Genomic DNA, 25,014 nt, shown 5'->3' with positions numbered 1-25,014 from the left:
ACGCTTTTCGTCCGTTCTTTCCAGCCTGCGCCATCAATCGAACCGATGAATAAACAGACCGCTCTTTAATTTTGGTTCGAACCATGTCGATTTTGGTGGCATCTGCCCACCCCCATCAGCCACTCGCATCAACTGTGGCATCGTCGTTTCATGGCACGTAAACAGTAATTGGTCGGGTACTTGCGCGAGTTGTTGCAATTCTTCGATTGACCGGTTCCCTCCAACAAAATCGACTCTGGCATCCGTACGAATATCTTCGACGTTGAAGTACGGAGCAAGGATATCACGCTGTAAGACGGCGACATCGAGATCCGTTTCATCTTTTCGTTTCAATAACTTGTAATAATTCCCTCGATACGCAGCGCCGAACACGCCATGACTTTCAGGTAAGACGAGTTCATCTTCTTCTGTCACTTGATACGAGAACGAAAGTCCTTCCAACATATGTTCTACTTCTTCAGGTGCGATCGTTGTCAACAGGCGATGATATGGCAAAATCGTCAACTCGTCGCTCGGGAAGAGGACACCTAAAAAGTGTGTTCGTTCATTCTTTTGAGAATGTCCCCCACCCATTTCAGAAACGACCGCTGCCGCTTTCGCGCGATGATGACCATCTGCGATATAGATAGACGGGATCGTCGCACCGATCATCATGACGCGCGCAAGTTCTCGGCTCGGAATCATGAATCCTTCGTGTAACACGCCACGATCATCCGTAAACGAGAACAGCGGCTCTTCTTCCGTCGCACTATTTAAAATCTGTTTCAGACTCGCATGTGGCGGGTGGCTAAGTAAAATCGGACCGGTATGCGCCCCCGTCGCTCGGACATGTTCGACACGTTCCCGTTCCTTCGTTTCACGGGTATGTTCGTGAATCTTGATTCGCCCGGCTTCATAGTCCGCGACTGAAAATGTGGCGACTAAGCCCGTTTGCTGACGCTCGTTCCGGGTCAATCTGTATACGTAAAATCCACTCGGACGAACCGTCAGCTCGTCTTCATATAGACGTTCAAGCTCTTGACGAGCACGCTTTCCCCAGTCTTCGAGTGAAAGGTCTGATTGAAGTGCTTCCGGTTTATCTACCTTCAAAAATGAGTTCGGTTGCTCAGCGATGATCGCCTTCGCCTCTTCTACAGAAACGACGTCATACGGATCTGCGGCAACATCTTTAGCATGTATTGGCATGTATGGACTGAACGGCTTAAATACGACCATAGGATCCTCCTTAAAATTCTCGGACGCGAATGACGCCCTTGATGTCATACAGTGCATGAATCGATAACGGTTCATGTTCATTGTTGTCTAAATCAATCAATGTATAGGCCATCTCGCCTCGGCTACGGTTGATCATGTTATCGATGTTCAATCCATGTGAGGCGAGCTCTCCCGTAATTTGTCCGACCATGTTCGGCACATTTTGATGCAAAATCGCGAGGCGACGTTTGCCGGTATACGGAAGTTCCGCATTTGGGAAGTTGGCGGACGAACGGATGTTACCGGTCTCCAGATATAATTTGAGCGTCTCGACGGCTTGAATGGCACAGTTGACTTCTGATTCCTTTGTCGAGGCACCGAGATGAGGCAATGCCATCACTTGAGGATGTCCGATGAGCGAGTGTCGAGGGAAGTCGGTGATATATAGCCCGACATGATGATGGAATGCTTCAACTAAATCAGCATCCTTCACAAGCTCCCCACGTGCGAAATTCAAAACGGTCATCCCTGGCTTCATCCGCTCGAACCAACTCCGGTCGATACTGAAGCGCGTCTCTTTCGTCAGCGGCATATGAATCGACAAGAGATCAACGGACCCTAGAACCTCACTCAAATGCTTGGCGCGTGTGACGTGTTTTGAAATATTCCAAGCGGCATCAACCGAGAGATGAGGATCATATCCGATGACATCGACCCCGAGTTGGAGAAGGTCATTGGCAAGTGAAGCCCCGATGGCCCCAAGGCCGATGATCCCCACTTTTTTCCCACGTAACTCCGCTCCGAGGAACTGCCGTTTCTGTTGCTCCATCGCTTCTTCCAACTGAGATTGTGACTCGGTCGCCTGTTCATTTACCCAGTTGAAACCTTTTACGATCGGTCTGACCGAGAGGATCATGCTGGCAAGGACGAGTTCTTTTACCGCATTCGCATTCGCACCCGGAGTATGAAACGCCACGACTCCTTGTTTCGCCAGTTGATCAAGCGGGAGATTGTTGACTCCGGCACCTGCCCTTGCAATGGCGAGCAGATGGGGCGGAATTGCTTCATCGTGCACGTTATGACTTCTCAGTACCCAAGCATCGGCCTGTTCTGAAGCATTGATGATATATTCATTCGGCTCAAATCGTTTAAGACCCGCTGTAGCGATTTGGTTAAATGTTTTGATGTGATACATTGTTCTCCTCCTCAAATGCTCTCATGACGTCGACAAGGCGCACAGCACCTTCTTTTGGCATCGCGTTATAAAGACTCGCCCTCAGACCACCGACGGAACGATGACCGCCGAGTTCGAGTAATCCGCGTTCAAGGGCAAATTGTTGAAAGCCCTTGTCTCGATTACGGTCACCCGTCGTGAACGGGATGTTCGTTAAGGAGCGGCGTTCTCCCGACACGAGAGAAGAAAATACATTCGATTGTTCAAGGAACGAATAGACCGTATCGCTTTTTTCACGATTCAGTTGCTCCATCGCCTCGACACCTCCTTGATCTTCGACCCACTTGAGGACACGTTCGGCCGCATACATACTGAACGTCGACGGCGTATTGAATAACGTATCGACATGAGACGCGTATTGAAGATAACTTGGCAGCTCCATCGACTGAATCAAGTCGCGGCGTATGATGACGACCGTCAGTCCTGCTGGACCAATATTTTTCTGGGCACCAGCATAGATCATCCCGAAGCGCTCAACGTCAATCTGCTCGGCAAGAATGTTCGAAGAGGCATCCGCAATGAGCGGAGCATCCGTTTCGGGTATAGTCGTAAATCGGGTTCCTTCAATCGTATTGTTCAACGTCACGTGAAGATAGTCGACATCTTGAGCGAGTCTCGGTTCAAATGACATCCCACCCGCCTCATCTATGAGTGGATGGATGACGTCGACCTGTCCGAAGTGCTTGGCATCTTCCATCGCTTTTTTAGACCAAATCCCTGTATCGACATAGGCGAATCGATTTCGATTCCGTAAATTCATCGGGATCATGGAAAATTGCAGTGTCGCCCCACCTTGCAACCAAAGAACGGCATAGTTCTCAGGAATATGCATGAGTCTTCTGAGCCTTGCCTCGAGCGAGTCGACCACTTGTTGGAATGACTCTGAACGATGACTCGTTTCGATGATCGAGACCCCTTCATATTCGAATGTCAGCAGATGTTGTTGAATCTCTTGCATCACTTCTTTTGGTAGCATGCCGGGACCCGCAGAGTATGTATACGTCGACACGGTGTTTCCTCCTCTTTTGTCTGTCTAAGGGTGTACTCTTCCTTAAACGAAGTGCCATTTCCTGCCTAAACAAAAAAATCACCCCGATTCGAACATCAGGGTGATTCAATCCAATTATTCTTCGTCCATCGATAGAACGGACATGAACGCTTCTTGCGGGACTTCGACAGACCCGACCATCTTCATGCGCTTCTTACCTTCTTTTTGTTTCTCAAGGAGTTTCCGCTTACGCGAGATGTCTCCCCCATAACATTTAGCCAAAACGTTTTTACGAAGTGCTTTGATTGTCGAACGTGCGACGATTTTTGTTCCGACGGCAGCTTGTACCGGGACTTCGAACTGCATCCGTGGGATGAGTGCTTTCAACTTCTCGACGATCACTTTTCCGCGCTCATACGCAAAGTCACGGTGGACGATGAAGCTGAGTGCATCGACCACTTCGTTGTTGAGCAAGATGTCCATCTTCACGAGACGTGATTGACGATAGCCGATCAACTCATAATCGAGAGACGCATACCCTTTCGTGCTCGACTTCAATTGATCGAAGAAGTCATAGACGATTTCACTCAGTGGGATCTCATACGTGATTTTGACGCGTGTCGTGTCGATATACTGCATATCGATGAACGTCCCACGTTTCTTCTGGCAAAGCTCCATGATGGCCCCGACATAATCGTTCGGTGTCATGACGGCCGCTTTGACGTAAGGTTCTTCAATCGATTCCACTTTTTGTTGTTCCGGCATCTTTGATGGGTTATCAACGTGGACGACTTCTCCTGAAGTTGTCGTCACGTGATAGATAACCGATGGTGCCGTCGTGATCAAGTCGATCCCGAACTCACGCTCAATCCGTTCTTGGATGATTTCCATGTGAAGCATCCCTAGGAATCCACAACGGAAACCGAATCCGAGTGCCTGTGACGTCTCAGGTTCAAACTCGAGCGCGGCATCAGAAAGTTGAAGCTTTTCGAGTGCCTCACGAAGATCGTTGTAGTTGGCTGCATCGATCGGATACAATCCACAGTACACCATCGGGTTCATTTTACGGTAACCCGGAAGCTGACTCGTGGCAGGATTTTTCGCAAGTGTGATCGTATCCCCGACACGAACATCTCCGACTGTTTTGATTGATGCAGAAAGTGTTCCTACATCACCGACGTTCAATTCTTTGACCGAGACAGGCTTCGGTGTCGATACACCGAGGTCCGTTACTTCGAACGTCTTCCCGGTAGCCATCATCTGAACTTTATCTCCTACTTTGACCGAACCGTTGACGATTCGAATCGATGCGACGACACCACGGTAGGCATCATAGTACGAGTCGAAGATCAAGGCTTGTAACGGTTCTGACGGATCACCTGTCGGAGGTGGAACAAGTTCGACGATTTGCTCGAGAATCTCTTCGATTCCAATCCCCGCCTTGGCAGAAGTCGGGACCGCATCGCTCGCGTCGAGACCGATGACGTCTTCAATCTCTTGACGCACGCGATCGACATCCGCTGACGGCAAATCGATTTTATTGATGACCGGAATAATTTCGAGGTCGTTATCGAGTGCTAAGTAAACGTTCGCAAGAGTCTGCGCTTCAATTCCTTGTGCCGCGTCGACGACGAGAATTGCACCTTCACATGCCGCAAGCGAACGCGACACTTCATACGTGAAGTCGACGTGTCCTGGCGTGTCAATCAAGTGAAGAATATACTCTTCTCCGTCTTTTGCCGTATAGTTCAATTTAACAGCGTTCAATTTAATTGTAATCCCACGCTCACGCTCTAAATCCATCGCGTCAAGCGTCTGCTCTTTCATCTCACGAGCCGTGAGTGCACCAGTTTTCTCAAGAATCCGGTCAGCGAGTGTCGACTTTCCATGATCGATGTGAGCGATAATCGAAAAGTTACGAATCTTCTTCTGACGATTCTCTAATTCTTGTTTATTCATATATGGGTTCACCTATCCTTCTCATGCATACCGTGTCATTATATCAAAATCCTAAAGTAATGTGTACGACCTACTACAACAATACCACATATAGTTTTCAGAATAATCATCAAGTGGTTGCTTTTCATATAACCGTTTGCTACAATTGTGCTTGTTCTGTTGAATGATTACTTGAAGTAATAAGAACATACACTTTCTTGTTTCAGGAGGTGACAAACAATGGCAAACATCAAATCAGCAATCAAACGTGCAAAAACTTCTGAAAAACGTCGTGTTGCGAACTCTCAAGAGAAAGCGGCAATGCGTACAGCAGTAAAACGTGTTGATGCTCTCGTACTCGAAGGAAACAAAGAAGCTGCTCAAGAAGCTTTCGTCCTCGCTACGAAGAAGCTCGACAAGGCTGCATCAAAAGGCCTTATCCACAAAAACAAAGCAGGTCGTGATAAATCACGCCTCGCAGCTCGTATCGCTGCTCTCTAATTAGAGACCAAACGAAACAGCCGCCTCCTACTCGGAGCCGGCTGTTTTTTTGTATACCATGACATAGTGAGGACCAATTCCAGGAATATCGAACGGTTCACCAATTCGCTCGAGACCGTTCCGTTCGTAGAAGCGAACGGCCACCTCTCGGGCGTTACACCACCACGAGCTATCTAACTCTTCATGCAATGCCTGTAAGAAATGCGACCCGATTCCTTGTCCGGCTAGATCCGGATCCGTCGCCATTCCCCGAAGTTGATACGGCACAAACACGCCTTCAATTTCTCTTGATGACAACATGACAGTCGCGATCGATTGCACGTGGTCTCTTTCGACCCAAGCAAAATGACGTGTCGTCGACGCCTCATCCCCTTCAAAATAACAAGTCTCAATCCCTTTACCTGGTCTGAGTACAATATGCCGAAGCGGAATCACATCTTGTAGTGATACTTGTTCCAATCCCATCTTCTCACCTCACAGTAAGGCCAGTTGACAAACGAGTGTATCGAATACGATTTGTTTATCGCCACGACCTGTTTTCATCGCTTCATCCGCATCTGCAATCAACGTCAATGCTTGCGCGAGCTGCGCTTCTGAAAAATTACGACTCGCTTGTGTTGCTAGTTTGACGGTATATGGATGAGCACCAATTTTTGAAGCGATTTGTTTTTCTCCGTACCCCGCTTCTGTCAACTGCTTTGATAAATACATGTTTCGGTATTGCCTTGCTAACAACCCGAGAAGTCCAATTAATTCCTGTCCCTGCTTCTCTAAGTCACGTACTAACCGGAGTGCCGCATCTGCGCGTCGTTTGACGAGGAGCTCGGACAGCTGAAACACATTATCCTCTAGCGTACGTGGCACCAAATCATTCACGATGTCAATCGGAATCATCGCTCCTGTTCCAGCGTATAACTGTAGCTTTTCTAATTCTCGGACTAATTTTCCCCAGTCATCCTGACATAAGAACAACAGTCGCTCCATGGTCGCACGCTCCATTTTTTGTTGTTCCTGACTAAGCGTATCATTCACATAACGCATCAATTCTGCTTGGCTCGGCTTTTTCGCTTCGAGTACGATAGCCCGTTCTTTCAATCGTTTTACGATTTTTTTTCGTTCATCGAGTTTTTCTGACTCGACAACGAGGACGAGGACCGAGTAAGTCGCGGGCTGAACGACATATTCGGCGAGACGGTCGACGTTATGCTTTTGCTTTTCTTTCGCTCCCGTCAAAAATTGGGCATTCTTGACGATGACTGTCCGAAATTCACTGAAAAAAGGGACCGTTTCCGCTTCATCGAGCGCAGTATCTAATGACGTCTCTTGGAGATCGAGTTGCATGACATCAAATTGATCACCGGATGGGTTGGCCGCCTTCACGATTCCACGTTCCCAATTCTCTAATAAATACTTTTCAGTTCCATGGAGAACATAGACGCTCGCTAGTTTACCATTATGTAACCACGGTTCATTCAAAACACACACCACTTTCACAATTTATTCTCATCTAAACATAGATTATCTTCGCATGATTCGCTATACTTATAAAGGAAGTATGATAAGGAGGGACCTAATATGCAAATCAACTCTGTACGCCCACCGAGTGAAAACCCGTTTGAAAATGATGTTCAATGCAAACGTAATGACGCGATCGACTCTGCGATCGGCTTCATCGTCCCATTTGGCTTTTTCTTCACGATTTTCTTCATCGGTGTCATCATCAAGTTCTTAAGCCTATAAGTTTTCAAACGATTGCCCCGGGGGAGCAATCGTTTTTTAGTGTATCATATTTATTCACGTGCTAGTCGATGATCCCCCGACACATTCTTTTTTCACAGATGATCATCCCATCGAGATCCGTTCGCAACAAGCGACGTCCGACAATCCGGTCTAACGTCTCCTGATGTGGGTGGCCATAACGATTGTTCGCTCCGACGCTCGCAATCACCCATTCCGGATCGATTCGCTCGAGCAACTCTTCCCCTGACGACGTATTCGATCCATGATGCCCTAACTTAAACACGTCGACATCAATCGTCGGTAAGTTAGTCTCTTCTTCTATAGGCAAATCCCCTGTCAATAAATACCGCATGCCACCTACGTTCATATAGAGGCAGATCGAATGATCATTTTCATCTTCATGCACTTGAGTCGGTGCGACAATCCACATCCAAGACATCGGTCGATCTCCTGCCTCGAGATAGCGAACGGATGCCCCATATTTTACCGCCAACTGAAGAATCTCCTCACGCTTCTCAGCATTCGCCACTTCTTTCGATAACCAAATCTCCTTTACATGCACGAGCATCAACAATCCTTCTAAGCCACCGATGTGGTCATGGTCCGCATGCGTCAAGAGAACAAAATCAAGTGCACGCTCCCCTCGCTTCCATATATATGGAGCCACAACGTCCGCTCCCGGGTCATATATTGTCCGTTTTTGCTCGTTGGGATCCTGAAAGACGCCGCCGACATCAATCACACCGATTGTGTCCCCTGACTCTATAACAATCGCATCGCCTTGACCGACATCTAAAAATGTCACCCGTGGAGACTCTGTCCATTCGGCCCAACCGGCAACGAGGATACACGTCAACATGGCCATACACCATCCGAACCATCGCTTTCGTTGGACGAGAAGTAAACTTCCCCAAATCCCAATCCACAAAGCGACTTGCTGCGGAAATGTCAGTTCATGCAACGGTAGCCATGGTCGATTCATATCATGCATGGAAAATATTCCGTTAATGGCGTCTAGGATCACCATGAATATCGGTGCAATTTCAGGAACGACCCAAACAATCAGTGCGAGCGGCATCATCACCCACGATATGCAAAACGCCATGATGATATTGAAAAGGGGTGCAGCAACGGATAGAATCGGTTGAACTTGCCAAAGGACAAATAATCCAAATAATTGGGCAAACACGGACAACTCCAACAACCCGGTCCACATTTGTCTCGAGACCAACAAGAAGAACGTCATCCCGACCGTTAACTGAAACCCTAAGTTTGAGAGAAGGTGAGGTTGAAAGGCAAGCATAGCAGCTGCGCACCAACTTAAAAGACGAATCGGGTCCCTTACCGATACACCAAATAAAGAAAGGATGAGCAACACATCTGCCACGAGGACAGCTCGTGCGACCGGTGGTGAAAAGCCGGTTAGCCACCCGAACGCCGTAATCGTCAATAGAATCAAAATCGTCTTCGTCTCTCGTCGAATTGGGATTGGTCGAAACATTGCTCGAAGGGCGACGATCAGCATGGCGATATGCGAACCTGAGATGACGAGAAGATGTAGGAGACCTGTCACTCGATATGAGAAAGAAGTCTGTTCATCGAGCATCCGGCTCTCACCGAACAGTAAGGCCTCTATGTATAGTGCGACATCGGCGCGATATTGTTGTTCAATCTGTTGAAGACGTCTCTCTTTCCACCTCAACATCCAACCGTCCATCCCCGCTGTCGGATGGCACTCGTCGATTCGCTTGATTTTTCCTTTAAAAGATAAGTCCGCGCTAGCCGCCCATTTTTCTTCGTCAAATCCCCCGATGTTCCTTAACGGCTGAAACGATTCTTGTTCCATTTCTACGAGACACGTCTCACCAGGTCTACCAATCGTGAGCTCCCTCCCCCGCAACACACCTTGATGAGTCCCCACGTTCCCATATAATCGGGCCGTCTTCCCGTTCTCTTTACGACTCTCAATCGAGAACACGACTGTGTCTGTCGGTGTCCATTCTGCTGGCTCGGCATTTAGCCATGCAATCAGGATGAGGAAAATGACACCGAGTTTCGCATATAGATGTTGTCCGCCTCGAGACGCGACATATAACACACCGGAAACGATTGTGACGGGGTAGATTCCTTCAGTCAATCCGGTCACCATCACTATCGCAAATAGTGGAAATAACGGCATCTCATGGTACCAATAAGTAAGGTTTCATACTTTCTAATGTTTTCTCCCCAAATCCTTTCACATCACCTAAGTCCTCGTATGTTTTAAAGGGACCATTCTCTTTCAGGTGGTTCAAAATCGCGTCTGCTTTTGCAGGACCAATACCAGGGACCGACATCAACTCGTCTTTCGTGGCACTATTCACGTGTACCCCATTTGCTTCTAACTCTGTGCTAGGTACCTCTTGTGCAATCGGCGCTTCTCCTTTTTTGGGTACGATGATTTTTACACCGTCCACGAGCAGTTGTGCCAAGTTCAATTGTTCCGGGTCGGCTTCATCTGTTAATACGGCCAACGAGAGAACATCCCCGACTCTAGCACCTTCTGGCACGGTATAGACGTTCGGAGACTCGACCGCGCCTGTGACATAGACGACGATTTCTAATCGCTCTACGGTCTCATCCGGAACTACTTCTTCTGATTCTACGACGAATTCATCGACGACACGTTCTTCTGGTTCTTTACTATAAAATAAATAACCAACACCTAAAAACAGGACGACGACAACACCAATGATGACCTGCTTCCACTTTTCCAAGACGATTCTCCCCCTGTTTCGACTATTGTATCTAGTATGACGAATCTAACGTGACTACACTTGTCCCGTTCCAGGTCTTAATTCACTCTCAACGGAGTCGTTTGCTTACCTGCTACGTACTCGACCCTCATACAATCTGAAAGATAATCGCTCATTTCCTTGCGACAACAGAAGAAGGGGCCCAAACATTCGAAACAGCAAAAAAAACCGAAAACCAACGATGGTCTTCGGTCCTTCTGCATAAGGATCATTACTCTTCCTCGAAATGCTGGACTTGGTCAGCGAGTGCCGCAGCCTGTCCTTCTAGTTCTTGCATCAACGTAAAGATTTGATCAAAGCTTGCTTGTTGTTCCTTCATCGAGGCCGCTACTTCCTCGTTCCCGGCTGCCAATTCTTCCGTCACGCCCGACACTTCCTCGACACGACGCAACACGTTGTTCACCTCACTACTAGATGTGCGCATCTCTTGTTCAATTGTACGGACGAACGAGGCGACATGGTCTGTCCGTTCATGGATTCGATTGAACGCTTCCTTCGTCAATCCGAACGCTTCGAGTTGTGCTTCTTGTTCGCGTTTTGATTCGTTCACCGTTTCCGTCAATCGTACGACTTCTTGTTGAATCGTCTCGACGACCTTGAAAATCGAGCGGGTTGCCTTATTGCTCTCTTCGGCCAACTTTTTCACCTCGCTCGCCACGACCGCGAACCCACGTCCTGCTTCACCTGCACGAGCCGCTTCAATCGCTGCGTTCAAAGCGAGTAAATTCGTCTGAGCCGCTACGTCTTCCACGAGCTTCGCCATCGATTCGATTTCCGTCGTCTGTCTAGCAAAATGATCCATTCTCGTAACGAGCACTTCATTTCGTTGGCTTGAGCGATCAAGGATGTGTTCCTGATCCGTCAACGTCTCAATTCCGGCTGCCACTTCACGTGTCATCTCCGACGTCTCTTCTGTCGTCAGTTTCGTTTGATTCAAGCTCGTCTCAAACGAAGTCGCCATCGTATGGACCGAGCTGAGTGTCTCCTGCAATTCATTGGCGATGGACTGCGCACCATGTGCCATTTCATCAACAGCGTTCGTGATGTTTGACGTCGTGCTGACGACCGCTTCATTTTCAGACGCTGCCGTTTCGGTCATCCCATTCACTTTCATCGATGTCACACGAATCGAACCGATGACCGTTTGGAGAGATGCTGTCATCTCGCGCATGGCGCGTTCGAGTCGCCCGATTTCATCCTTCCGAGTCGACTCTGGCAATGTGATCAGACGTCCTGAAGCGATGGCTTCTGCGACTTTCACGTTGCGCTCGAGCGGACGTGTGATGGAACGCGCGAAAAAGAAGTTGTAAATGCCGAGTGCTAAGACAACGAGAATCGTCAACAAGATTGAGATGAATAATAAACGCTCTGTCTCATTCGCCGCCTCTACTTGAAGCGCCTCGTAGAACGAACCGTTCTTTGCAATCAGTGTGTTGATATCATTTAACAACCCTTCGAGCTTGGCAGCTTGAATCCGCGCTCCAATCCCACCTTCTAATGCAGACTCGACGTCATCGTTCACCTGCTCATACTTCATCGTGGCACGTTCTAAATGATTCGAAAACTCTGGAATCAAGTAAGTTTGTTTGAGATCGTCAAACGTTTTCGCATTCGATACACGGATTCGCTCAAGTTGGACGAGTGTTGATTGATTCGATTGTTCGCCAAGCGACGTCCAGAGCGACTGTTCTTGTAAGAGTGACGTCTCGAGCTGAGACAATTCAATCATCTGACTCCCGTACTGTTCATTGTAAGTCTGCAGACGGTTCAAGGTCGACAAGACATAACTCATCATGAGAACGATCAAGACGACGGTGAACACCGTTGAGAAGATAAACCGTTTACGTAAAGTCATTATAGTGTCCCCTCTTTCAGTTGACGTTCGACCGATTCATACTGAGTTGTCTCATTCTCATCCCATTGAATGCGACGAAGTGGTGCTAAGCCGACGCCTCCTTCTTCAATACCAAGGATGACATGATCGTTGAACGGCTGTGTCGTCACACGACCTGCGATTTCGACGATTGCCAAATCGACTTGTTTCAACATTGAAGTCACGACCGCATCAGGTGCAATCATCGATTGATCGCTATCGACTCCGATTGCCTTAATTCCATACTTTTCAGCAGTCTCCAATACCCCGACTCCTGTGAGACCCGCCGCTGCGTAGAGGACGTCTGCCCCCTCTTTGATTTGTTTCTCTGCTAGTTCGCGTCCAAGCTCTGGTGAGGCGAAGTCGTTCGAGAAATCAACGAGCATCTCGACATCCTCGTTTACGGATTTTGCTCCACGCTCAAATCCTACCTCGAACTTCTGAATGAGTTCAATATCCATACCACCGATAAAACCGATTTTATCCGTCTCCGTCTCAAGACCGGCTACCGCACCCGCGAGCGCACTACCTTCTCCTTCTTCAAACGTGACATTTAAAACGTTCGGTAAGGCTGACACGCCATCGATGAGGGCAAATTGTTGATCCGGATGTTCTGCCGCTACCGTCTCAAGATCTTCCTGACAGGCAAAACCGAGACCGACAATCACATCATGTCCCTCTTTGACCAACTCTTCAAACCCTGCCTGATATGTTTCTGTCTCTGATAATTCACGATAGTCGACGAACCATTCGCCCGTCTCACGTAACTCCCCCATGCCACGCATCGCCGCATCACTGAACGATTGGTCCCCGAGACCAACATCCGATAGGACGACACCCATCGTCTGACGTTCTTCAACAGCGGCAGTCGGGTCATCAATGACCGACTGACAACCTGACAACCACAGTGAACAAGCTGCGATTGTACTGATGATTATGCTTTTCTTCATGTATTCCATACTCCCTCTCTCTATTGGTCTGACAACTCTTTTATCGACAGAGAGGACACGGTTCTCCATATTTTTTTTTTAAAGTTGTGGGAATAAAATGTGGGGACATCTGACAATGTCAGGCGTTATAAAAGGGGATTTTTTCTAATTATTGAATACATATAAGAATGACTATGATGTCTGATCCGAAGGGAAGATGAAGGGAATGATTGAAAAGATAATTCGACATAGTTGGAACGTCATATCTGGATTGTTTGTGTTCTTCTTGTCAATTTGGTTGAGTGGTCCTGGTATATCAGAGACAGATTCCCCTCTATATCGTTGGTATTTCATGCTTTGGTTTGTACTATGGACGGTCGGTTTTGTTTTACAGTTTAGACCGCGAACGAAATGGTTCGGTCTATTCATCACGTTCGTGCCGACATTGTATTATTTTATTTCCGTCCTAAAAGCATTTGAAGTCATTTCATACTAGTCAATCATGTACAAAAATCAGAGCCATAGACGATGTCTATGGCTCGTGTCAATTATTCTTTTGATGCAGCGACCGTCGTATCCGCTAACTCTCGCTCCGGTGCAGGCGCCTTCGCGACGTTCCCTTTACCGGCAAAGTTCTCGAGCAAGTCTTTCATATCGATACCCGAAGAGGCTTTCAACGTTTGTTGCAATGAAGCCATAAGGTCCGTTGCATATCCCGTCACCTTCCCTGCTCCACCGTTTTGACCACCGCCTGTGTCGACGACCGTGATTTGATCGATGTTGCCAAGTGGTGCCGCAATTTCCTTCGCATAATCCGGAAGCATTTTGACGACCATATCGAGAATCGCTGCCTGCCCATATTGAGCAAACGCCTCGGCGATTTTCTCTTTCGCTTCCGCTTCAGCAAGACCCGTCAAGCGAATGATTTCAGCTTCCGCTTCACCTTTCGCGCGTTCAGAATCGGCTTCAGCAAGACCAGCCAAACGTACACGTTCCGCATCCGCTTTCGCTTGTGCTTCGATGCGATATTTTTCGGCATCTGCGCTTGCGATTTGACGTGCTTTATCCGCAGCGGCCGATTGTTCGATCGAATAACGGTCCGCATCGGCTTTTTTCTTCACTTCTGAATCATACTGCTTTTCACGACGCATGATTTCTTTCTCTTCGAGCTCGATTTGCTTTTGACGCTCGATGATTTGAACTTGCATCTGTTGTTCTGTCACTTCTTGTTTCGCACGTGCTTCCTCGAGCTCGTACGCTTGGTCGGCCCGGGCTTTGGCAACGTCTTGCTCGCGACGGTATGCCGCAATCCGGAGCTGATTCTCTTTCTCTGCTTCTGCGATTTCTGATGCTCGTTCTAACTCTGCTTTTTTCGCATCTTTCATCGCTTCCGCCTGTTTGATGCGCGTTTCTTTATCCGCTTCCGCTGTTGCGATATCGGCATCACGCTTCACTTGCGCGATACGAGGTTTACCGAGTGATTCTAAATAACCATTTTTATCTCGAACATCTTTGATTGTGAAGGAGACGATGACAAGTCCCATCTTCGCTAAGTCTTGAGAGGCGACACGTTGCACTTCTTGAGAAAACTTGTCTCGGTTTTTGTAAATTTCTTCAACCGTCATCGAACCAAGAATAGATCGCAAATGCCCCTCTAATACTTCTTTCGCCTCGTTTTCTCGTTCAACTTTTGGTTTTCCAAGGAACTGTTCTGCGGCTGTCGCAATTTCACTGATGGACCCGCCGATTTTAATGATGGCCGTTCCGTCCGCCATGACCGGTACACCTTGTTCGGTATACACTTCAGGCGTTGTGACCTCTAGCTTGCTAGAAAGTAAACTGAGTGGTTCTGCTTGTTGGAACACTGGGAGGACGAACGTTCCTCCACCACGAATGATTTTGACACGGTTGCCCGAGGTGTCGCTATGTACATTTTTCTTGCCTAAATAACTACCTGTTACAATCAACGCTTCGTCAGGTCCGACCGTGCGGTATTTCAAAACGAATACAAACACGAGTGCGAGGATGATGACCCCGACGATGATGCTGACTAAAATAGCCGTATTCATAAGTTATTTCTCCTCTCGAATCGTAGGTTCGTCATATGTCATGACGATGGCGATATTACTTTTCACTTCAATGATAATGACGCGATGATCTGTGGAAATCGATGTCCCATCCAAACTTTGAGCTGTCTTCAAAAGGGAACCGGTCACTGTCTCAATCATGACTTCACCGTATCCGCCTTCTGGGATCGGTACCGTCAACCGTCCGACTTGTCCGACCAACGCTTCATCTGTCAATCCAATTGACTCTTCAGCATTGGATAATGGTAACAACACGAACAAATAGAGAAGTGTTGTTAGAGCGAGCGACCCGACCAATGCGACAGCAAGGCCAATCATCGGTGACACGTGCGCCAATGCGTTTAAAATGAGTCCGATTCCAGCACCGAGTGCTAAAAACGATAAAATAACTGCAGGGTTAAACCAGCCTTCAAACATGTCAAATGCATCAGAGAACATCATATAGATGAAGGTTCCAAAACCAGCGATGATCAACACCCACCAGTACAGTTGATCGATTGCCTCCATTACCACCCCTCCTCCTGTCGACGTTGCTGTTCCATTAATAACATACGTCGAAGTTGCTCGACTTCAAGGGCGAGCTGATCCTCAATCTTATCCCATTCGGATAAGGACGACGTGGATAGATCGTTCGCTTCCCGAACTCGACCAATCGATTGTTCAATGCGCCGTCGATTATATACATCGACAAGCTCTTGACGTTCGAGTCGCATCCTGTTTAAAAAATGTTCAACTTCCTTTTGAACCTGAACCACCTGATCCGTCACGTCCTCAGAAGAATCTTGCATCAGCAGCCGACGCACTCTCACTTGATGAGCCACTAACTTGGCAATTCTCGATTCGAGTTCGAGAATGTGCTTGTACAATTCCTCTACCTCATCTTGATTCGTGTCATCGCGCCACCACACGTCCATCTCACCTCACTTTACTCTAATCACTTTCATATACGACAAAACCTCATCATCGGTTTCAAAAATTCATAAAAAAATGTAAAATGAATTTGCCAGACAGAAAGGAAGTGCTCATTTTGGGCAACCAAGTCATCAAGCTATCAACTGCTGATCAAGAAAAACTAAAAACCATGTATCACAAGTATGCAGTCACCCCTCCTCCTTACGCGACTTTCAGTGCAAAGACCCCTGGATTTGTCGTCACGATTTATCAGTCGGGTAAAGTGATGTTTCAAGGTAAAGATGCAGATTCCGAGGCAGTGAAATGGGGAATCCCTGCCAAGAAAAAACAAGCGTCTCCACGAAAGACGACACTACCTGAAGGCTTTTCAAATTGGTCTGTCGTCGGGAGCGATGAAGTCGGAAAAGGGGATTATTTCGGACCGCTCGTCGTCGTGTCCGCTTTTGTATCACGCGACCAGATCGCACTCGTCAAAGAGCTCGGCGTCAAAGACTCAAAACAGCTATCCGATCCCGAAATCATCCGAATCGCCAGGGATTTACACGCAACCATCCCATATCAAAAAGCGACACTGCATAACCCGACGTATAACAAGATGCAACGCACGATGACACAAGGCAAAATGACCGCCATCGCACATAATGCTGCACTTCATGCATTGCTTGAAAAACTTGAACAGAAACCAGACGCCATCCTGATTGATCAGTTTGCGGAAAAGTCGGTCTACTATCAACACCTACGGGCAGAGCGCGATGTCGTCCGTGATGACGTCTACTTTTCAACAAAAGCGGAAGGACTACACGTTGCAGTCGCAGCCGCGTCCATCTTAGCCCGTGCCTTTTTCTTAAAAGAGATGGATAAACTAAGTAAACAAGCAGGATTGACCCTTCCGAAAGGGGCAGGGGCAAAAGTCGACCAAGCGGCCGCTCAAATCATCAGACTTCATGGACAGGAATATTTACAAAAGATTGCTAAAGTCCATTTTGCCAACACGAAAAAAGCAATAAACTTAAACGAACGTCGTCTGTAGAGGTTCGATTTCAAATATGATATACTAATTTTATGGTTAAATGAACTTAAAATTTTTGGAGGATAGCGTTCATGTTGCATTATAAAACCTACACAATCAGCGATGACCATCCTTGGGTCGTCTTCATTCACGGAGCTGGTGGAAGTTTGTCACATTGGTATCGTCAACTTCGCCCATTCCGTAAGAAATATAATGTGTTGCTCGTCGATTTACGTGGACATGGTGGTTCATACGATGCTGAACAATCGCTCAAACAACCATTGAACGCCTATACGTTCGATGTTGTCGCAAAAGATGTCATCGAGGTCATGGACCACTTAGGCATCGAAAAAGGTCATATGGTTGGACTCTCTTTAGGTACGATTGTGATTCAAGCGATGTTTGAACATTATCCAGACCGGATCGCATCGGTCGTCCTTGGGGGCGCCATCGTCAAGTTTAACGTTCGTTCAACGCTTCTCATTCGACTCGGTAGCCTCGTTCAAAATTTCGTTCCCTATATGTGGTTATACAAATTGTTCGCATGGATTTTACTGCCGAAAAAACGGCATAAAAAATCACGGATGATGTTTGTACGTGACGCTGCGAATTTGTGTCAACGCGAATTTATTCGCTGGTTTAAGATGACTGAGAACATCAATCCATTATTAAATCAAATCACTTCGATTCAAACGACCGTCCCGATTTTATATATCATGGGCGATGAAGATTATATGTTCCTTGAAGCTGTGGAACGGACCGCAAAACACCAACCGACTGCCAATGTTGAAATCGTTGCAGACTCTGGTCACGTCGTGAATGTGGACCAACCCGAGAAATTTAATTCATTGTCGATGAAATTCATCGATGATCAAATTCAAGCACGCTCTCTTCAAATGAGCTAATTCAGGATGCCACCATACATCCTGAATTTTTTTCAGTTTATTTTCAGAAAATATTGATTATTACAAAAATAGGTGGTATTCTTTAGCAAATCCAACAAAGAGGAGATGCTTGAGATGTTGAAACCCGTACATATGAATAGCCTGCTGATTATTATTCGACTGAGGGACTGAAATCGTTTTGTTTTTGAAAAACGACTTTTCAGGCCCTTGTTCCCGTGGTAATCGGACAGGCGCCTGCACACGTAACCCGCGCCTATCCTAATTGGATAGGTTTTTTTATTGGCACATAGACAAAGAGGAGATGATGGAAGTGAAGCAGTATATGATGGATCGAATGGTAAAAATTTCAGCAGGGATGGCAAACGCCGTACTCGTCACGCTCGGTGTTGGTCTATTGATTGAGACGATTGGTAATTTGACCGGGATCGCGATGCTCATTCAAATCGGGCAAGTTGCGAAATCCTTGTTGGCACCAGCACTAGGAGCCGGTGTTGCCTTTCAACTCGGTGGGAACACGCTCATCTTGTTTAGCGCAATGATTGCCGCAACGATTGGCGGTGCTGCTTTAAAAGCGACCGAAAGTGGGCTCGTCCTCGTTCCAGGTCAACCGATTAGTGCATTGATTGCAGCTGCCGCAGCAGTATGGCTCGGTAAACGCGTTCTCGGAAAAACAAAGTTCGACATGATGGTCGTACCCGTAACAGCTGTTCTCGGAGGTGGAATCGTCGGTGTAGCCGCAGCGGCAGTCACGACCCCTCTCATCAACTCCATCAGCCAAGGAATCACAGCATCCGTTGAAACGTCACCAATCGCGACATCTCTCGTCATCGCCCTTGTCTTCAGTGTCATGCTCATGTCACCTGCTTCATCGGCCGCACTCGCCATCGCCCTTCAATTAGACCCTGTCGCCAGTGCTGCCGCATTGATTGGTTGCTCTGCTCAGTTTGTCGGATTTACATTGATGGCGTATCGTCAAACCGATCCAGGTGGTTTGGTCGCTTCCTTCTTTGTCACGCCGAAAGTGCAGTTCCCGAACATCATCAAAAATCCGCGAATCGTCGTTCCACCATTCATTGCCGCGATGATCTCAGCACCGATTGCCACGTTAATGTTCTCACTACAAGTGCCGTATGAAATCGCCGGTCTCGGACTCAACTCTCTCATTGCCCCGCTTCAAATTTTAGCGGTACAAGGAATGGACGCGTTTCTCATCTTCACGATGACAGGTGTCGTTCTTCCTGCACTCATTACCTGGGCACTTTATCGTGTCACGAGCCTCGTCGGTTGGACGAAGTTCGGTGACCTTGCCCTTGAAATCCAATGAAATAAGGAGCGCTGTCCAAATCGGACAACGCTCCTTATTTTTACGCTCGTACTTCAGCGCCGTGTGCTGCACGGACTGCTTCGACGATTGTTTCATATGCTGCTGTTACTTCTTCATCTTGTAACGTTCGTGACGGGTCTTGGAACTTGAGTGAGAAGGCAATCGACTTCTCTTCTGGTCCAACATTCTCCCCTGTGTATACGTCAAACAAGACGAGATCGATCAAGAGTGGACCTGCCGCTTCACGGATTGTTTGCTCCACTGTTCCAGCCGGAATCGAACGTGACAAAACGAGTGCCAAATCTCGTGAAATCGATGGATAACGTGGCACGTCTTGATAAAGAAGTGTCTCTTCCCCACTAAGTGCCAATAGGTCGAGTTCAAATACATACACTTCCTTCATCCCATAGACTTCTTTTGACGTTCCTGGATGCACTTGTCCAACATAACCGATGACGTCACCGTTCATCAAAATGTTCGCCGTGCGACCTGGATGCATATCTGGCATCGATACCGCTTCATACGTGACATCAAGACGAAGTGTTTGAACCAACGTGTCGACAATCCCTTTCGCGACAAAGTAGTCGACCGGAATCCGAGTGCCTTGTGAACGATGATCCATCCAAAGACCTGTGACAACTCCCGCCACCCGTTCTTTTTCACGTGGTAACGTATCACCTTGCTCTGTATAGACACGCCCTGTTTCGTAGAGTGCGACGTTTGATTGTTGACGCGCCGTGTTATAACGTGCCGCCTCTAACAACCCAGGGATGAGTGATGTGCGAAGTACAGAACGCTCTTCACTCATTGGCATCGCTAGACGGACGAGTTGATCGGCTTGACCACCAAAACGCGTCGCATGTCCTTCACTCGTTAATGAATAGGTGATCGCTTGTGATAATCCGACACCTTGTAACATGCGGCGTGTCTTTCTGCGCAACACGTTGATTGTTGGTAAATAGCCTTTCGACTGAGATGCAGGTAACGTCGACGGAAGACTGTCATATCCGTATAGACGCGCAACCTCTTCCGTGATGTCAGCTGGCAGCTCTAAGTCCGGACGCCGAGAAGGGATATGAACACTCAATACATCATCGCCTTCTGTAGCTAGACCGAGACGTTCTAGAATACGTTCAATCGTTTGACAATCGAGTGTCATCCCTAAACGTTTATTGATGTAATCGACCGAGACTTCGATTTGACGAGCGCGTGACTCCTTTTCACCAGAAACAGTCGCTTCCCGAATCTCGCCTCCACCGAGCTCCACAATCAATTGAGCGGCACGGTCGAGCGCAAGCATGACACGTTCCGGGTCCACACCTTTTTCAAAACGAGCGCTTGAGTCAGAACGAAGACCGAGCGTACGGCTCGTCTTACGAACTGAAGCCGGATCAAAGTATGCTGACTCCAAGACGATATCTGTCGTAGAGGCGTCCACTTCAGTGTTCGCACCACCCATGACACCTGCGATTGCGACCGGTGTCTGACCATCTGTGATGACCATCATCGAAGCGTCGAGCGTACGTGTCACATCATCCAGTGTAACCATCTCTTCTCCATTCTCAGCCTGGCGGACCACAATCGATTGACCGAGTTTTTTCGCATCGAATGCGTGGAGCGGTTGACCGATCTCAAGCATCACGTAGTTCGTCACATCAACAATATTATTGATTGGACGAACGCCCTCTGCAATCAAGATGTTTTTAAGCCATTGAGGAGATTCTGCGATTGTGACTCCTCGTACTTCACGCGCCGCATAGTACGGGCAGTTCGGTGTAGCGAGTTCAATCGATACTTCAGACGTAGAAGATGATGTGACATCTGCTTCTGGCAACGTGTACGGACGTTCTAGAATTGCCGCCACTTCATGAATGATTCCATAAAGGCTCAAACAGTCCGAACGGTTCGGCGTCAGGCCAAGCTCGATGACCTCATCGTTCAAGTCGAGTAAATCGAGTACGTCCGCTCCAACTTGGACATCTTCACGGAACGTGTGAATTCCGTCTTGCTCATCTTCTCGAATTTGTTTCTTCTCGAATCCGAGTTCCTCGAGCGAACAGATCATTCCTTGAGATTCGACACCGCGAAGTTTTGCTTTTTTAATCTTTAGTCCTGGTAAACGTGCGCCAACTTTCGCCACGATGACGTGTTGACCTTCGCGTACGTTCGGTGCGCCACAAACGATTTGAACGGAATCACATTCCCCGATGTCTACTTTTGTCACGTTCAATTTATCCGCTTCTGGATGCTTCTCACATGAAAGAACGCGACCGACGACAATCCCGGAAAGTCCTTCTGCACGGTTTGTGACACTTTCCACTTCAATCCCGTTTTTTGTGATCAAGTCACCAAGTGCTTCTCCGCTCAAATCTGACACATCAATATATTGATTCAACCATTTTTTTGATAGTAACATCTGTCTTCCTCCTTAGAATTGCTCGATGAAGCGTAAGTCGTTTGTGTAGAAGTGGCGGATGTCATCGACACCGTGTTTGAGCATCGCCATACGCTCAACACCGATTCCGAATGCGAATCCTGACACTTTTGACGAGTCATAGCCTGCCATCTCTAACACATGTGGATGTACCATTCCGCCTCCGAGAATTTCAATCCAGCCGGTTCCCTTACAGACGTTACAACCTTTTCCTCCACACTTGAAGCATGAAATATCAACTTCAACTGACGGTTCCGTGAATGGGAAGAAGCTCGGGCGAAGACGAATTTCACGTGCCTCACCGAACAATTGCTTCACGAACACTTCAAGCGTCCCTTTTAAGTCTGCCATCGAAATCGACTCATCGACGACTAACCCTTCGATTTGCATGAATTGATGCGAGTGCGTCGCGTCATCTTCATCACGACGGTATACTTTTCCTGGGCAAATGATGCGAATCGGTTTCCCGTTCGCCTCTAACATCGTCCGTGCTTGTACAGGTGACGTATGTGTACGGAGCAACGTTTCCTCGGTAATATAGAACGAGTCTTGCATATCACGTGCTGGATGGTCTTTTGGCAAGTTGAGCATCTCAAAGTTGTATAAATCCGTTTCGACTTCAGGACCTTCTGCGATCGTGTAACCAAGTCCGACGAATAAATCTTCCATCTCGTCGATGATCTGTTGCAATAGATGACTGTGTCCTGGAGCCGATGTACGTCCCGGGAGCGTCACGTCGAGCGTTTCCGCTTTTAACTTCTCTTCCAGTTCGATTGCCTTCACTTCTTCGATTCGAGCGTCGAGCGTCGTTTGAATCGACGTGCGGACCGTGTTCGCCAATTCACCAATGACTGGACGTTCCTCTGCGGATAACTTACCCATCCCACGAAGTACCTCGGTCATCGGACCTTTTTTCCCTAAATATTTGATGCGGACATCATTTAATGATTTTTGTGTGGATGCCTGTTTGATTTCTTCAAGTGCTTCCATTTGTAACTGTTCTAATTGCTCTTTCATATGTTCACTTCCTCCTCTACATAAAAAAGTCCCTTCAGTCGTTGACTGAAGGGACGAATCATCGCGGTACCACCCTACTTGGCCAATAGTTGGCCCACTTGAGAGCATCGTTATCGAGATGCCAAACCGGTGTTGTCTCCAACACGACTCCAGAGTGAATTCAGCGACGATTCCGGCTTAGGCTTTCAGTCACGGCCCATGCTCCCTGAACGGAATCGGTCATTCGCTTACTATGTTCTTTCAACGTCATATCTTATTCATCGATGTGTTTAACCTATCACGTTTTTCACGCGCTGACAAGATTATTGTAAAGCGATCCGATACATTAAAATACCGGCAGCGACCGCCGCATTGAGCGATTCTGCCTCACCAAGTACTGGAATATGGACACGTGTGTCGCACAGTGCCAACACATCGGCATGTACACCTTGTGCTTCATTTCCGATGACCAAAGCTACTTTGTCTTCAAATGCCACCTGCTCATACGATGTCGCTTTCGAAAGGGCTGTTCCATATACATGGAAACCATCTTCTTTCAGTTCAGGTAGTTTTTCAAGCAAGTCAACCGAAGTCACGTTCACGTGAAACAGGGAACCTTGAGTCGCACGAACGACTTTAGCATTGAACGGATCGACCGTCCCTTTCCCGAGGAGCACCGTATCAAATCCGGCTGCATCTGCCGTCCGGATCATCGTACCTAGGTTACCTGGGTCCTGTACCCGGTCTAATACGAGGACTTTCTTCATCTTACGCTCTACCGGTGTCATCTTCACGACAGCAAACACACCTTGTGTCTTTTCTGTCTCAGATAACAGGTCAGCGACATGATCAGATAACTCGAGCACCGGCATGTCCTCGATGCGCCACGTCTTTTTCGGCACGTACGACTCTGCCATGATGAGTTGTACGAGACGACCTGCTCGGATTGCCTCATCCACCAAATGCTCTCCCTCTACAAGGAATTGCCCGGTTTCTTGGCGTCCTTTTTTCGTCATCAATCGTTTTAATCGTTTAATCGTCTCGCTCTTCGTAGACGTAATCTTCGTCATATTATCCCTCTTTCAACCATTGGACCGTCTCGTGGTCTAAGCGTTTCGTTAATGCGACAACGAGTTCAATTGCTGCTTCGTAGTCGTCTTTATGAATGATTGACACGTTCGTGTGTAAATAACGAACTGGTACTGTCAACGCAATCGCCGGCATTCCAATCCCAGACAAATGGAATCGTCCTGCGTCTGTTCCGCCACCTGGTGTCAAATCAAGCTGATATTTGATGTCGTTTTCTTTTGCTACCTCAACAATGAGGTCGACGAGACGTGGATTCGTCACGGTTGTTGCATCAAAGAAGATGACTTGAACGCCATCACCAAGTTTTGACAACCCTTCTGCTGGTGTCATTCCTGGCGTATCACTTGGAATTCCTGTATCGACAGCAATCGCCACATCTGGTTGAACCAAGTTAGCTGCTGTAACCGCTCCACGTAAACCAACTTCTTCTTGTACCGTCGCACCTGTATAGATGACACCTGGGAATGCTTCATCTTTCAGGCGTTTTGCAGCTTCAATGGCAATGGCACAACCGATTCGGTTATCCCAAGCTTTCGCCATCAAGAAGTTCTCATTTTTCATGACCGTGAATTCACAATGCGGGACGACCGTATCACCCGGACGAATTCCCCATTCGGCGACTTCGTCTTTTGATGTCGCTCCGATATCTAAGAACATGTCTTTGATTTCAACTGGTTTTTTACGTGCTTCAAGGGGAAGGACATGTGGTGGTTTCGCACCAATCACTCCCGGGATTTTTTCACCAGAACGCGTCACTACATCCATCCGTTGTGCCAATAAGACTTGGTTCCACCATCCACCAAGCGCTTGGAAACGTAGGAAACCACCTTCTTCCACACGCGTGACCATAAAGCCGACCTCATCCATGTGACCTGCAATCATGACACGAGGACCTTCTGATTTTCCAGTCACTCGACCAAATAAACTTCCGAGACCGTCTTGTTCAAATGATTCGACATGTGGTTCAAGGTATTCACGCATTAATTGACGGACTTCACCTTCATTTCCTGGGACGCCAGTTGCGTCTGTCAGACGTTTTAACATATGTAACGATTCATTCATACCA

At 47.6% G+C, this 25,014-nt stretch carries 23 protein-coding genes; 6 read left to right on the top strand and 17 right to left on the bottom strand.

The annotated features are described in order from the left end of the window. Positions 1-33 precede the first annotated feature (33 nt). The 4 genes from PJK55_RS01485 to lepA form a co-directional block, all read right to left on the bottom strand. Positions 34-1,215 (bottom strand): DUF1015 domain-containing protein, encoded by a 1,182-nt coding sequence (locus PJK55_RS01485; protein WP_271304573.1) that lies wholly within the window; start codon positions 1,213-1,215, stop codon positions 34-36. 10 nt (positions 1,216-1,225) lie between these two features. Then, complete coding sequence (locus PJK55_RS01480) at positions 1,226-2,389, bottom strand: phosphoglycerate dehydrogenase (RefSeq protein ID WP_271304572.1); 1,164 nt, start codon at positions 2,387-2,389, stop codon at positions 1,226-1,228. Then, positions 2,367-3,437, bottom strand: coding sequence for a 3-phosphoserine/phosphohydroxythreonine transaminase (gene serC, locus PJK55_RS01475; RefSeq protein WP_271304571.1), 1,071 nt, complete (start codon positions 3,435-3,437; stop codon positions 2,367-2,369). The genes PJK55_RS01480 and serC overlap by 23 nt, the downstream gene beginning before the upstream one ends. 114 nt (positions 3,438-3,551) lie before the next feature. After that, positions 3,552-5,375, bottom strand: coding sequence for a translation elongation factor 4 (lepA, locus tag PJK55_RS01470; protein ID WP_214693159.1), 1,824 nt, complete (start codon positions 5,373-5,375; stop codon positions 3,552-3,554). Positions 5,376-5,594: 219 nt separating this feature from the next. Here lepA and rpsT point away from each other — a divergent pair, with 219 nt between their 5' ends. Then, on the top strand, positions 5,595-5,855 hold the full coding sequence (gene rpsT, locus PJK55_RS01465; protein ID WP_012726675.1) for a 30S ribosomal protein S20: 261 nt from the start codon (positions 5,595-5,597) through the stop codon (positions 5,853-5,855). Positions 5,856-5,882: 27 nt separating this feature from the next. Here rpsT and PJK55_RS01460 read toward each other — a convergent pair whose 3' ends face one another. Together PJK55_RS01460 and holA are read right to left on the bottom strand one after the other, a co-directional pair. Continuing rightward, positions 5,883-6,320, bottom strand: a complete 438-nt coding sequence (locus tag PJK55_RS01460; protein WP_271304570.1) for a GNAT family N-acetyltransferase — start codon at positions 6,318-6,320, stop codon at positions 5,883-5,885. 9 nt (positions 6,321-6,329) lie between these two features. Next, positions 6,330-7,340 (bottom strand): DNA polymerase III subunit delta, encoded by a 1,011-nt coding sequence (gene holA, locus PJK55_RS01455; RefSeq protein WP_271305253.1) that lies wholly within the window; start codon positions 7,338-7,340, stop codon positions 6,330-6,332. A gap of 90 nt (positions 7,341-7,430) precedes the next feature. Here holA and PJK55_RS01450 point away from each other — a divergent pair, with 90 nt between their 5' ends. After that, a complete protein-coding gene (locus PJK55_RS01450; protein ID WP_012726678.1) occupies positions 7,431-7,595 on the top strand; it encodes a YqzM family protein in 165 nt (54 codons plus the stop codon). Between the two features lie 61 nt (positions 7,596-7,656). Here PJK55_RS01450 and PJK55_RS01445 read toward each other — a convergent pair whose 3' ends face one another. From PJK55_RS01445 to PJK55_RS01430, 4 genes are all read right to left on the bottom strand, one after another. Further along, positions 7,657-9,774: a DNA internalization-related competence protein ComEC/Rec2 gene (locus tag PJK55_RS01445; RefSeq protein ID WP_271304569.1), complete on the bottom strand. Its 2,118-nt coding sequence runs from the start codon at positions 9,772-9,774 to the stop codon at positions 7,657-7,659. A 1-nt stretch (position 9,775) separates the two neighbouring features. Beyond that, a complete protein-coding gene (locus PJK55_RS01440; protein WP_214693170.1) occupies positions 9,776-10,351 on the bottom strand; it encodes a helix-hairpin-helix domain-containing protein in 576 nt (191 codons plus the stop codon). A 250-nt stretch (positions 10,352-10,601) separates the two neighbouring features. After that, positions 10,602-12,245, bottom strand: a complete 1,644-nt coding sequence (locus tag PJK55_RS01435) for a methyl-accepting chemotaxis protein (RefSeq protein ID WP_271304568.1) — start codon at positions 12,243-12,245, stop codon at positions 10,602-10,604. After that, complete coding sequence (locus PJK55_RS01430) at positions 12,245-13,213, bottom strand: BMP family lipoprotein (RefSeq protein WP_271304567.1); 969 nt, start codon at positions 13,211-13,213, stop codon at positions 12,245-12,247. The genes PJK55_RS01435 and PJK55_RS01430 overlap by 1 nt, the downstream gene beginning before the upstream one ends. Before the next feature lie 205 nt (positions 13,214-13,418). Here PJK55_RS01430 and PJK55_RS01425 point away from each other — a divergent pair, with 205 nt between their 5' ends. After that, positions 13,419-13,688, top strand: coding sequence for a hypothetical protein (locus PJK55_RS01425; RefSeq protein WP_271304566.1), 270 nt, complete (start codon positions 13,419-13,421; stop codon positions 13,686-13,688). Between the two features lie 52 nt (positions 13,689-13,740). Here PJK55_RS01425 and PJK55_RS01420 read toward each other — a convergent pair whose 3' ends face one another. From PJK55_RS01420 to PJK55_RS01410, 3 genes are read right to left on the bottom strand one after another with little or no spacing between them, the layout of a single operon-like run. Continuing rightward, on the bottom strand, positions 13,741-15,261 hold the full coding sequence (locus tag PJK55_RS01420) for a flotillin family protein (protein ID WP_214693180.1): 1,521 nt from the start codon (positions 15,259-15,261) through the stop codon (positions 13,741-13,743). 3 nt (positions 15,262-15,264) lie between these two features. After that, positions 15,265-15,786: an NfeD family protein gene (locus tag PJK55_RS01415; protein WP_271304565.1), complete on the bottom strand. Its 522-nt coding sequence runs from the start codon at positions 15,784-15,786 to the stop codon at positions 15,265-15,267. Further along, complete coding sequence (locus PJK55_RS01410) at positions 15,786-16,193, bottom strand: hypothetical protein (protein ID WP_271304564.1); 408 nt, start codon at positions 16,191-16,193, stop codon at positions 15,786-15,788. Before PJK55_RS01410 ends, PJK55_RS01415 begins: the two co-directional genes overlap by 1 nt. A gap of 113 nt (positions 16,194-16,306) precedes the next feature. Here PJK55_RS01410 and rnhC point away from each other — a divergent pair, with 113 nt between their 5' ends. The 3 genes from rnhC to PJK55_RS01395 all read left to right on the top strand — a co-directional run bounded on the left by rnhC (position 16,307) and on the right by PJK55_RS01395 (position 19,429). Continuing rightward, positions 16,307-17,221: a ribonuclease HIII gene (gene rnhC / locus PJK55_RS01405; RefSeq protein ID WP_271304563.1), complete on the top strand. Its 915-nt coding sequence runs from the start codon at positions 16,307-16,309 to the stop codon at positions 17,219-17,221. A 71-nt stretch (positions 17,222-17,292) separates the two neighbouring features. Then, positions 17,293-18,105 (top strand): alpha/beta fold hydrolase, encoded by an 813-nt coding sequence (locus PJK55_RS01400; RefSeq protein ID WP_271304562.1) that lies wholly within the window; start codon positions 17,293-17,295, stop codon positions 18,103-18,105. A 301-nt stretch (positions 18,106-18,406) separates the two neighbouring features. Then, complete coding sequence (locus tag PJK55_RS01395) at positions 18,407-19,429, top strand: PTS transporter subunit IIC (protein WP_271304561.1); 1,023 nt, start codon at positions 18,407-18,409, stop codon at positions 19,427-19,429. A gap of 40 nt (positions 19,430-19,469) precedes the next feature. On the opposite strand, the gene pheT is transcribed toward PJK55_RS01395, so the two are convergent. The 4 genes from pheT to PJK55_RS01375 form a co-directional block, all read right to left on the bottom strand. Continuing rightward, entirely contained in the window at positions 19,470-21,845 is a 2,376-nt protein-coding gene (pheT, locus tag PJK55_RS01390) for a phenylalanine--tRNA ligase subunit beta (RefSeq protein WP_271304560.1), read from the bottom strand. Positions 21,846-21,857: 12 nt separating this feature from the next. Continuing rightward, positions 21,858-22,880: a phenylalanine--tRNA ligase subunit alpha gene (gene pheS, locus PJK55_RS01385; protein ID WP_224861524.1), complete on the bottom strand. Its 1,023-nt coding sequence runs from the start codon at positions 22,878-22,880 to the stop codon at positions 21,858-21,860. A gap of 302 nt (positions 22,881-23,182) precedes the next feature. After that, positions 23,183-23,929, bottom strand: coding sequence for a TrmH family RNA methyltransferase (locus PJK55_RS01380; RefSeq protein WP_074033405.1), 747 nt, complete (start codon positions 23,927-23,929; stop codon positions 23,183-23,185). 1 nt (position 23,930) lies between these two features. Beyond that, complete coding sequence (locus PJK55_RS01375; RefSeq protein WP_271304559.1) at positions 23,931-25,010, bottom strand: M42 family metallopeptidase; 1,080 nt, start codon at positions 25,008-25,010, stop codon at positions 23,931-23,933. Positions 25,011-25,014: the final 4 nt, after the last annotated feature.

The organism is Exiguobacterium sp. MMG028, from assembly GCF_027947425.1.
GTDB lineage: Bacteria > Bacillota > Bacilli > Exiguobacteriales > Exiguobacteriaceae > Exiguobacterium > Exiguobacterium aestuarii_A.
This window is presented reverse-complemented; position numbering and strand designations above follow the sequence as displayed.

Coding starts and splice junctions, on each gene's coding strand:
- PJK55_RS01420 (WP_214693180.1), bottom strand. CDS start 15,261: ATGAATACGGCTATTTTAGTCAGCATCATCGTCGGGGTCATCATCCTC.
- PJK55_RS01375 (WP_271304559.1), bottom strand. CDS start 25,010: ATGAATGAATCGTTACATATGTTAAAACGTCTGACAGACGCAACTGGC.
- lepA (WP_214693159.1), bottom strand. CDS start 5,375: ATGAATAAACAAGAATTAGAGAATCGTCAGAAGAAGATTCGTAACTTT.
- PJK55_RS01430 (WP_271304567.1), bottom strand. CDS start 13,213: ATGAAGAAAAGCATAATCATCAGTACAATCGCAGCTTGTTCACTGTGG.
- PJK55_RS01450 (WP_012726678.1), top strand. CDS start 7,431: ATGCAAATCAACTCTGTACGCCCACCGAGTGAAAACCCGTTTGAAAAT.
- PJK55_RS01415 (WP_271304565.1), bottom strand. CDS start 15,786: ATGGAGGCAATCGATCAACTGTACTGGTGGGTGTTGATCATCGCTGGT.
- PJK55_RS01460 (WP_271304570.1), bottom strand. CDS start 6,320: ATGGGATTGGAACAAGTATCACTACAAGATGTGATTCCGCTTCGGCAT.
- rpsT (WP_012726675.1), top strand. CDS start 5,595: ATGGCAAACATCAAATCAGCAATCAAACGTGCAAAAACTTCTGAAAAA.
- PJK55_RS01410 (WP_271304564.1), bottom strand. CDS start 16,193: ATGGACGTGTGGTGGCGCGATGACACGAATCAAGATGAGGTAGAGGAA.
- PJK55_RS01480 (WP_271304572.1), bottom strand. CDS start 2,389: ATGTATCACATCAAAACATTTAACCAAATCGCTACAGCGGGTCTTAAA.
- PJK55_RS01425 (WP_271304566.1), top strand. CDS start 13,419: ATGATTGAAAAGATAATTCGACATAGTTGGAACGTCATATCTGGATTG.
- PJK55_RS01400 (WP_271304562.1), top strand. CDS start 17,293: ATGTTGCATTATAAAACCTACACAATCAGCGATGACCATCCTTGGGTC.
- PJK55_RS01395 (WP_271304561.1), top strand. CDS start 18,407: ATGATGGAAGTGAAGCAGTATATGATGGATCGAATGGTAAAAATTTCA.
- PJK55_RS01380 (WP_074033405.1), bottom strand. CDS start 23,929: ATGACGAAGATTACGTCTACGAAGAGCGAGACGATTAAACGATTAAAA.
- pheS (WP_224861524.1), bottom strand. CDS start 22,880: ATGAAAGAGCAATTAGAACAGTTACAAATGGAAGCACTTGAAGAAATC.
- PJK55_RS01445 (WP_271304569.1), bottom strand. CDS start 9,774: ATGCCGTTATTTCCACTATTTGCGATAGTGATGGTGACCGGATTGACT.
- PJK55_RS01485 (WP_271304573.1), bottom strand. CDS start 1,215: ATGGTCGTATTTAAGCCGTTCAGTCCATACATGCCAATACATGCTAAA.
- pheT (WP_271304560.1), bottom strand. CDS start 21,845: ATGTTACTATCAAAAAAATGGTTGAATCAATATATTGATGTGTCAGAT.
- PJK55_RS01435 (WP_271304568.1), bottom strand. CDS start 12,245: ATGACTTTACGTAAACGGTTTATCTTCTCAACGGTGTTCACCGTCGTC.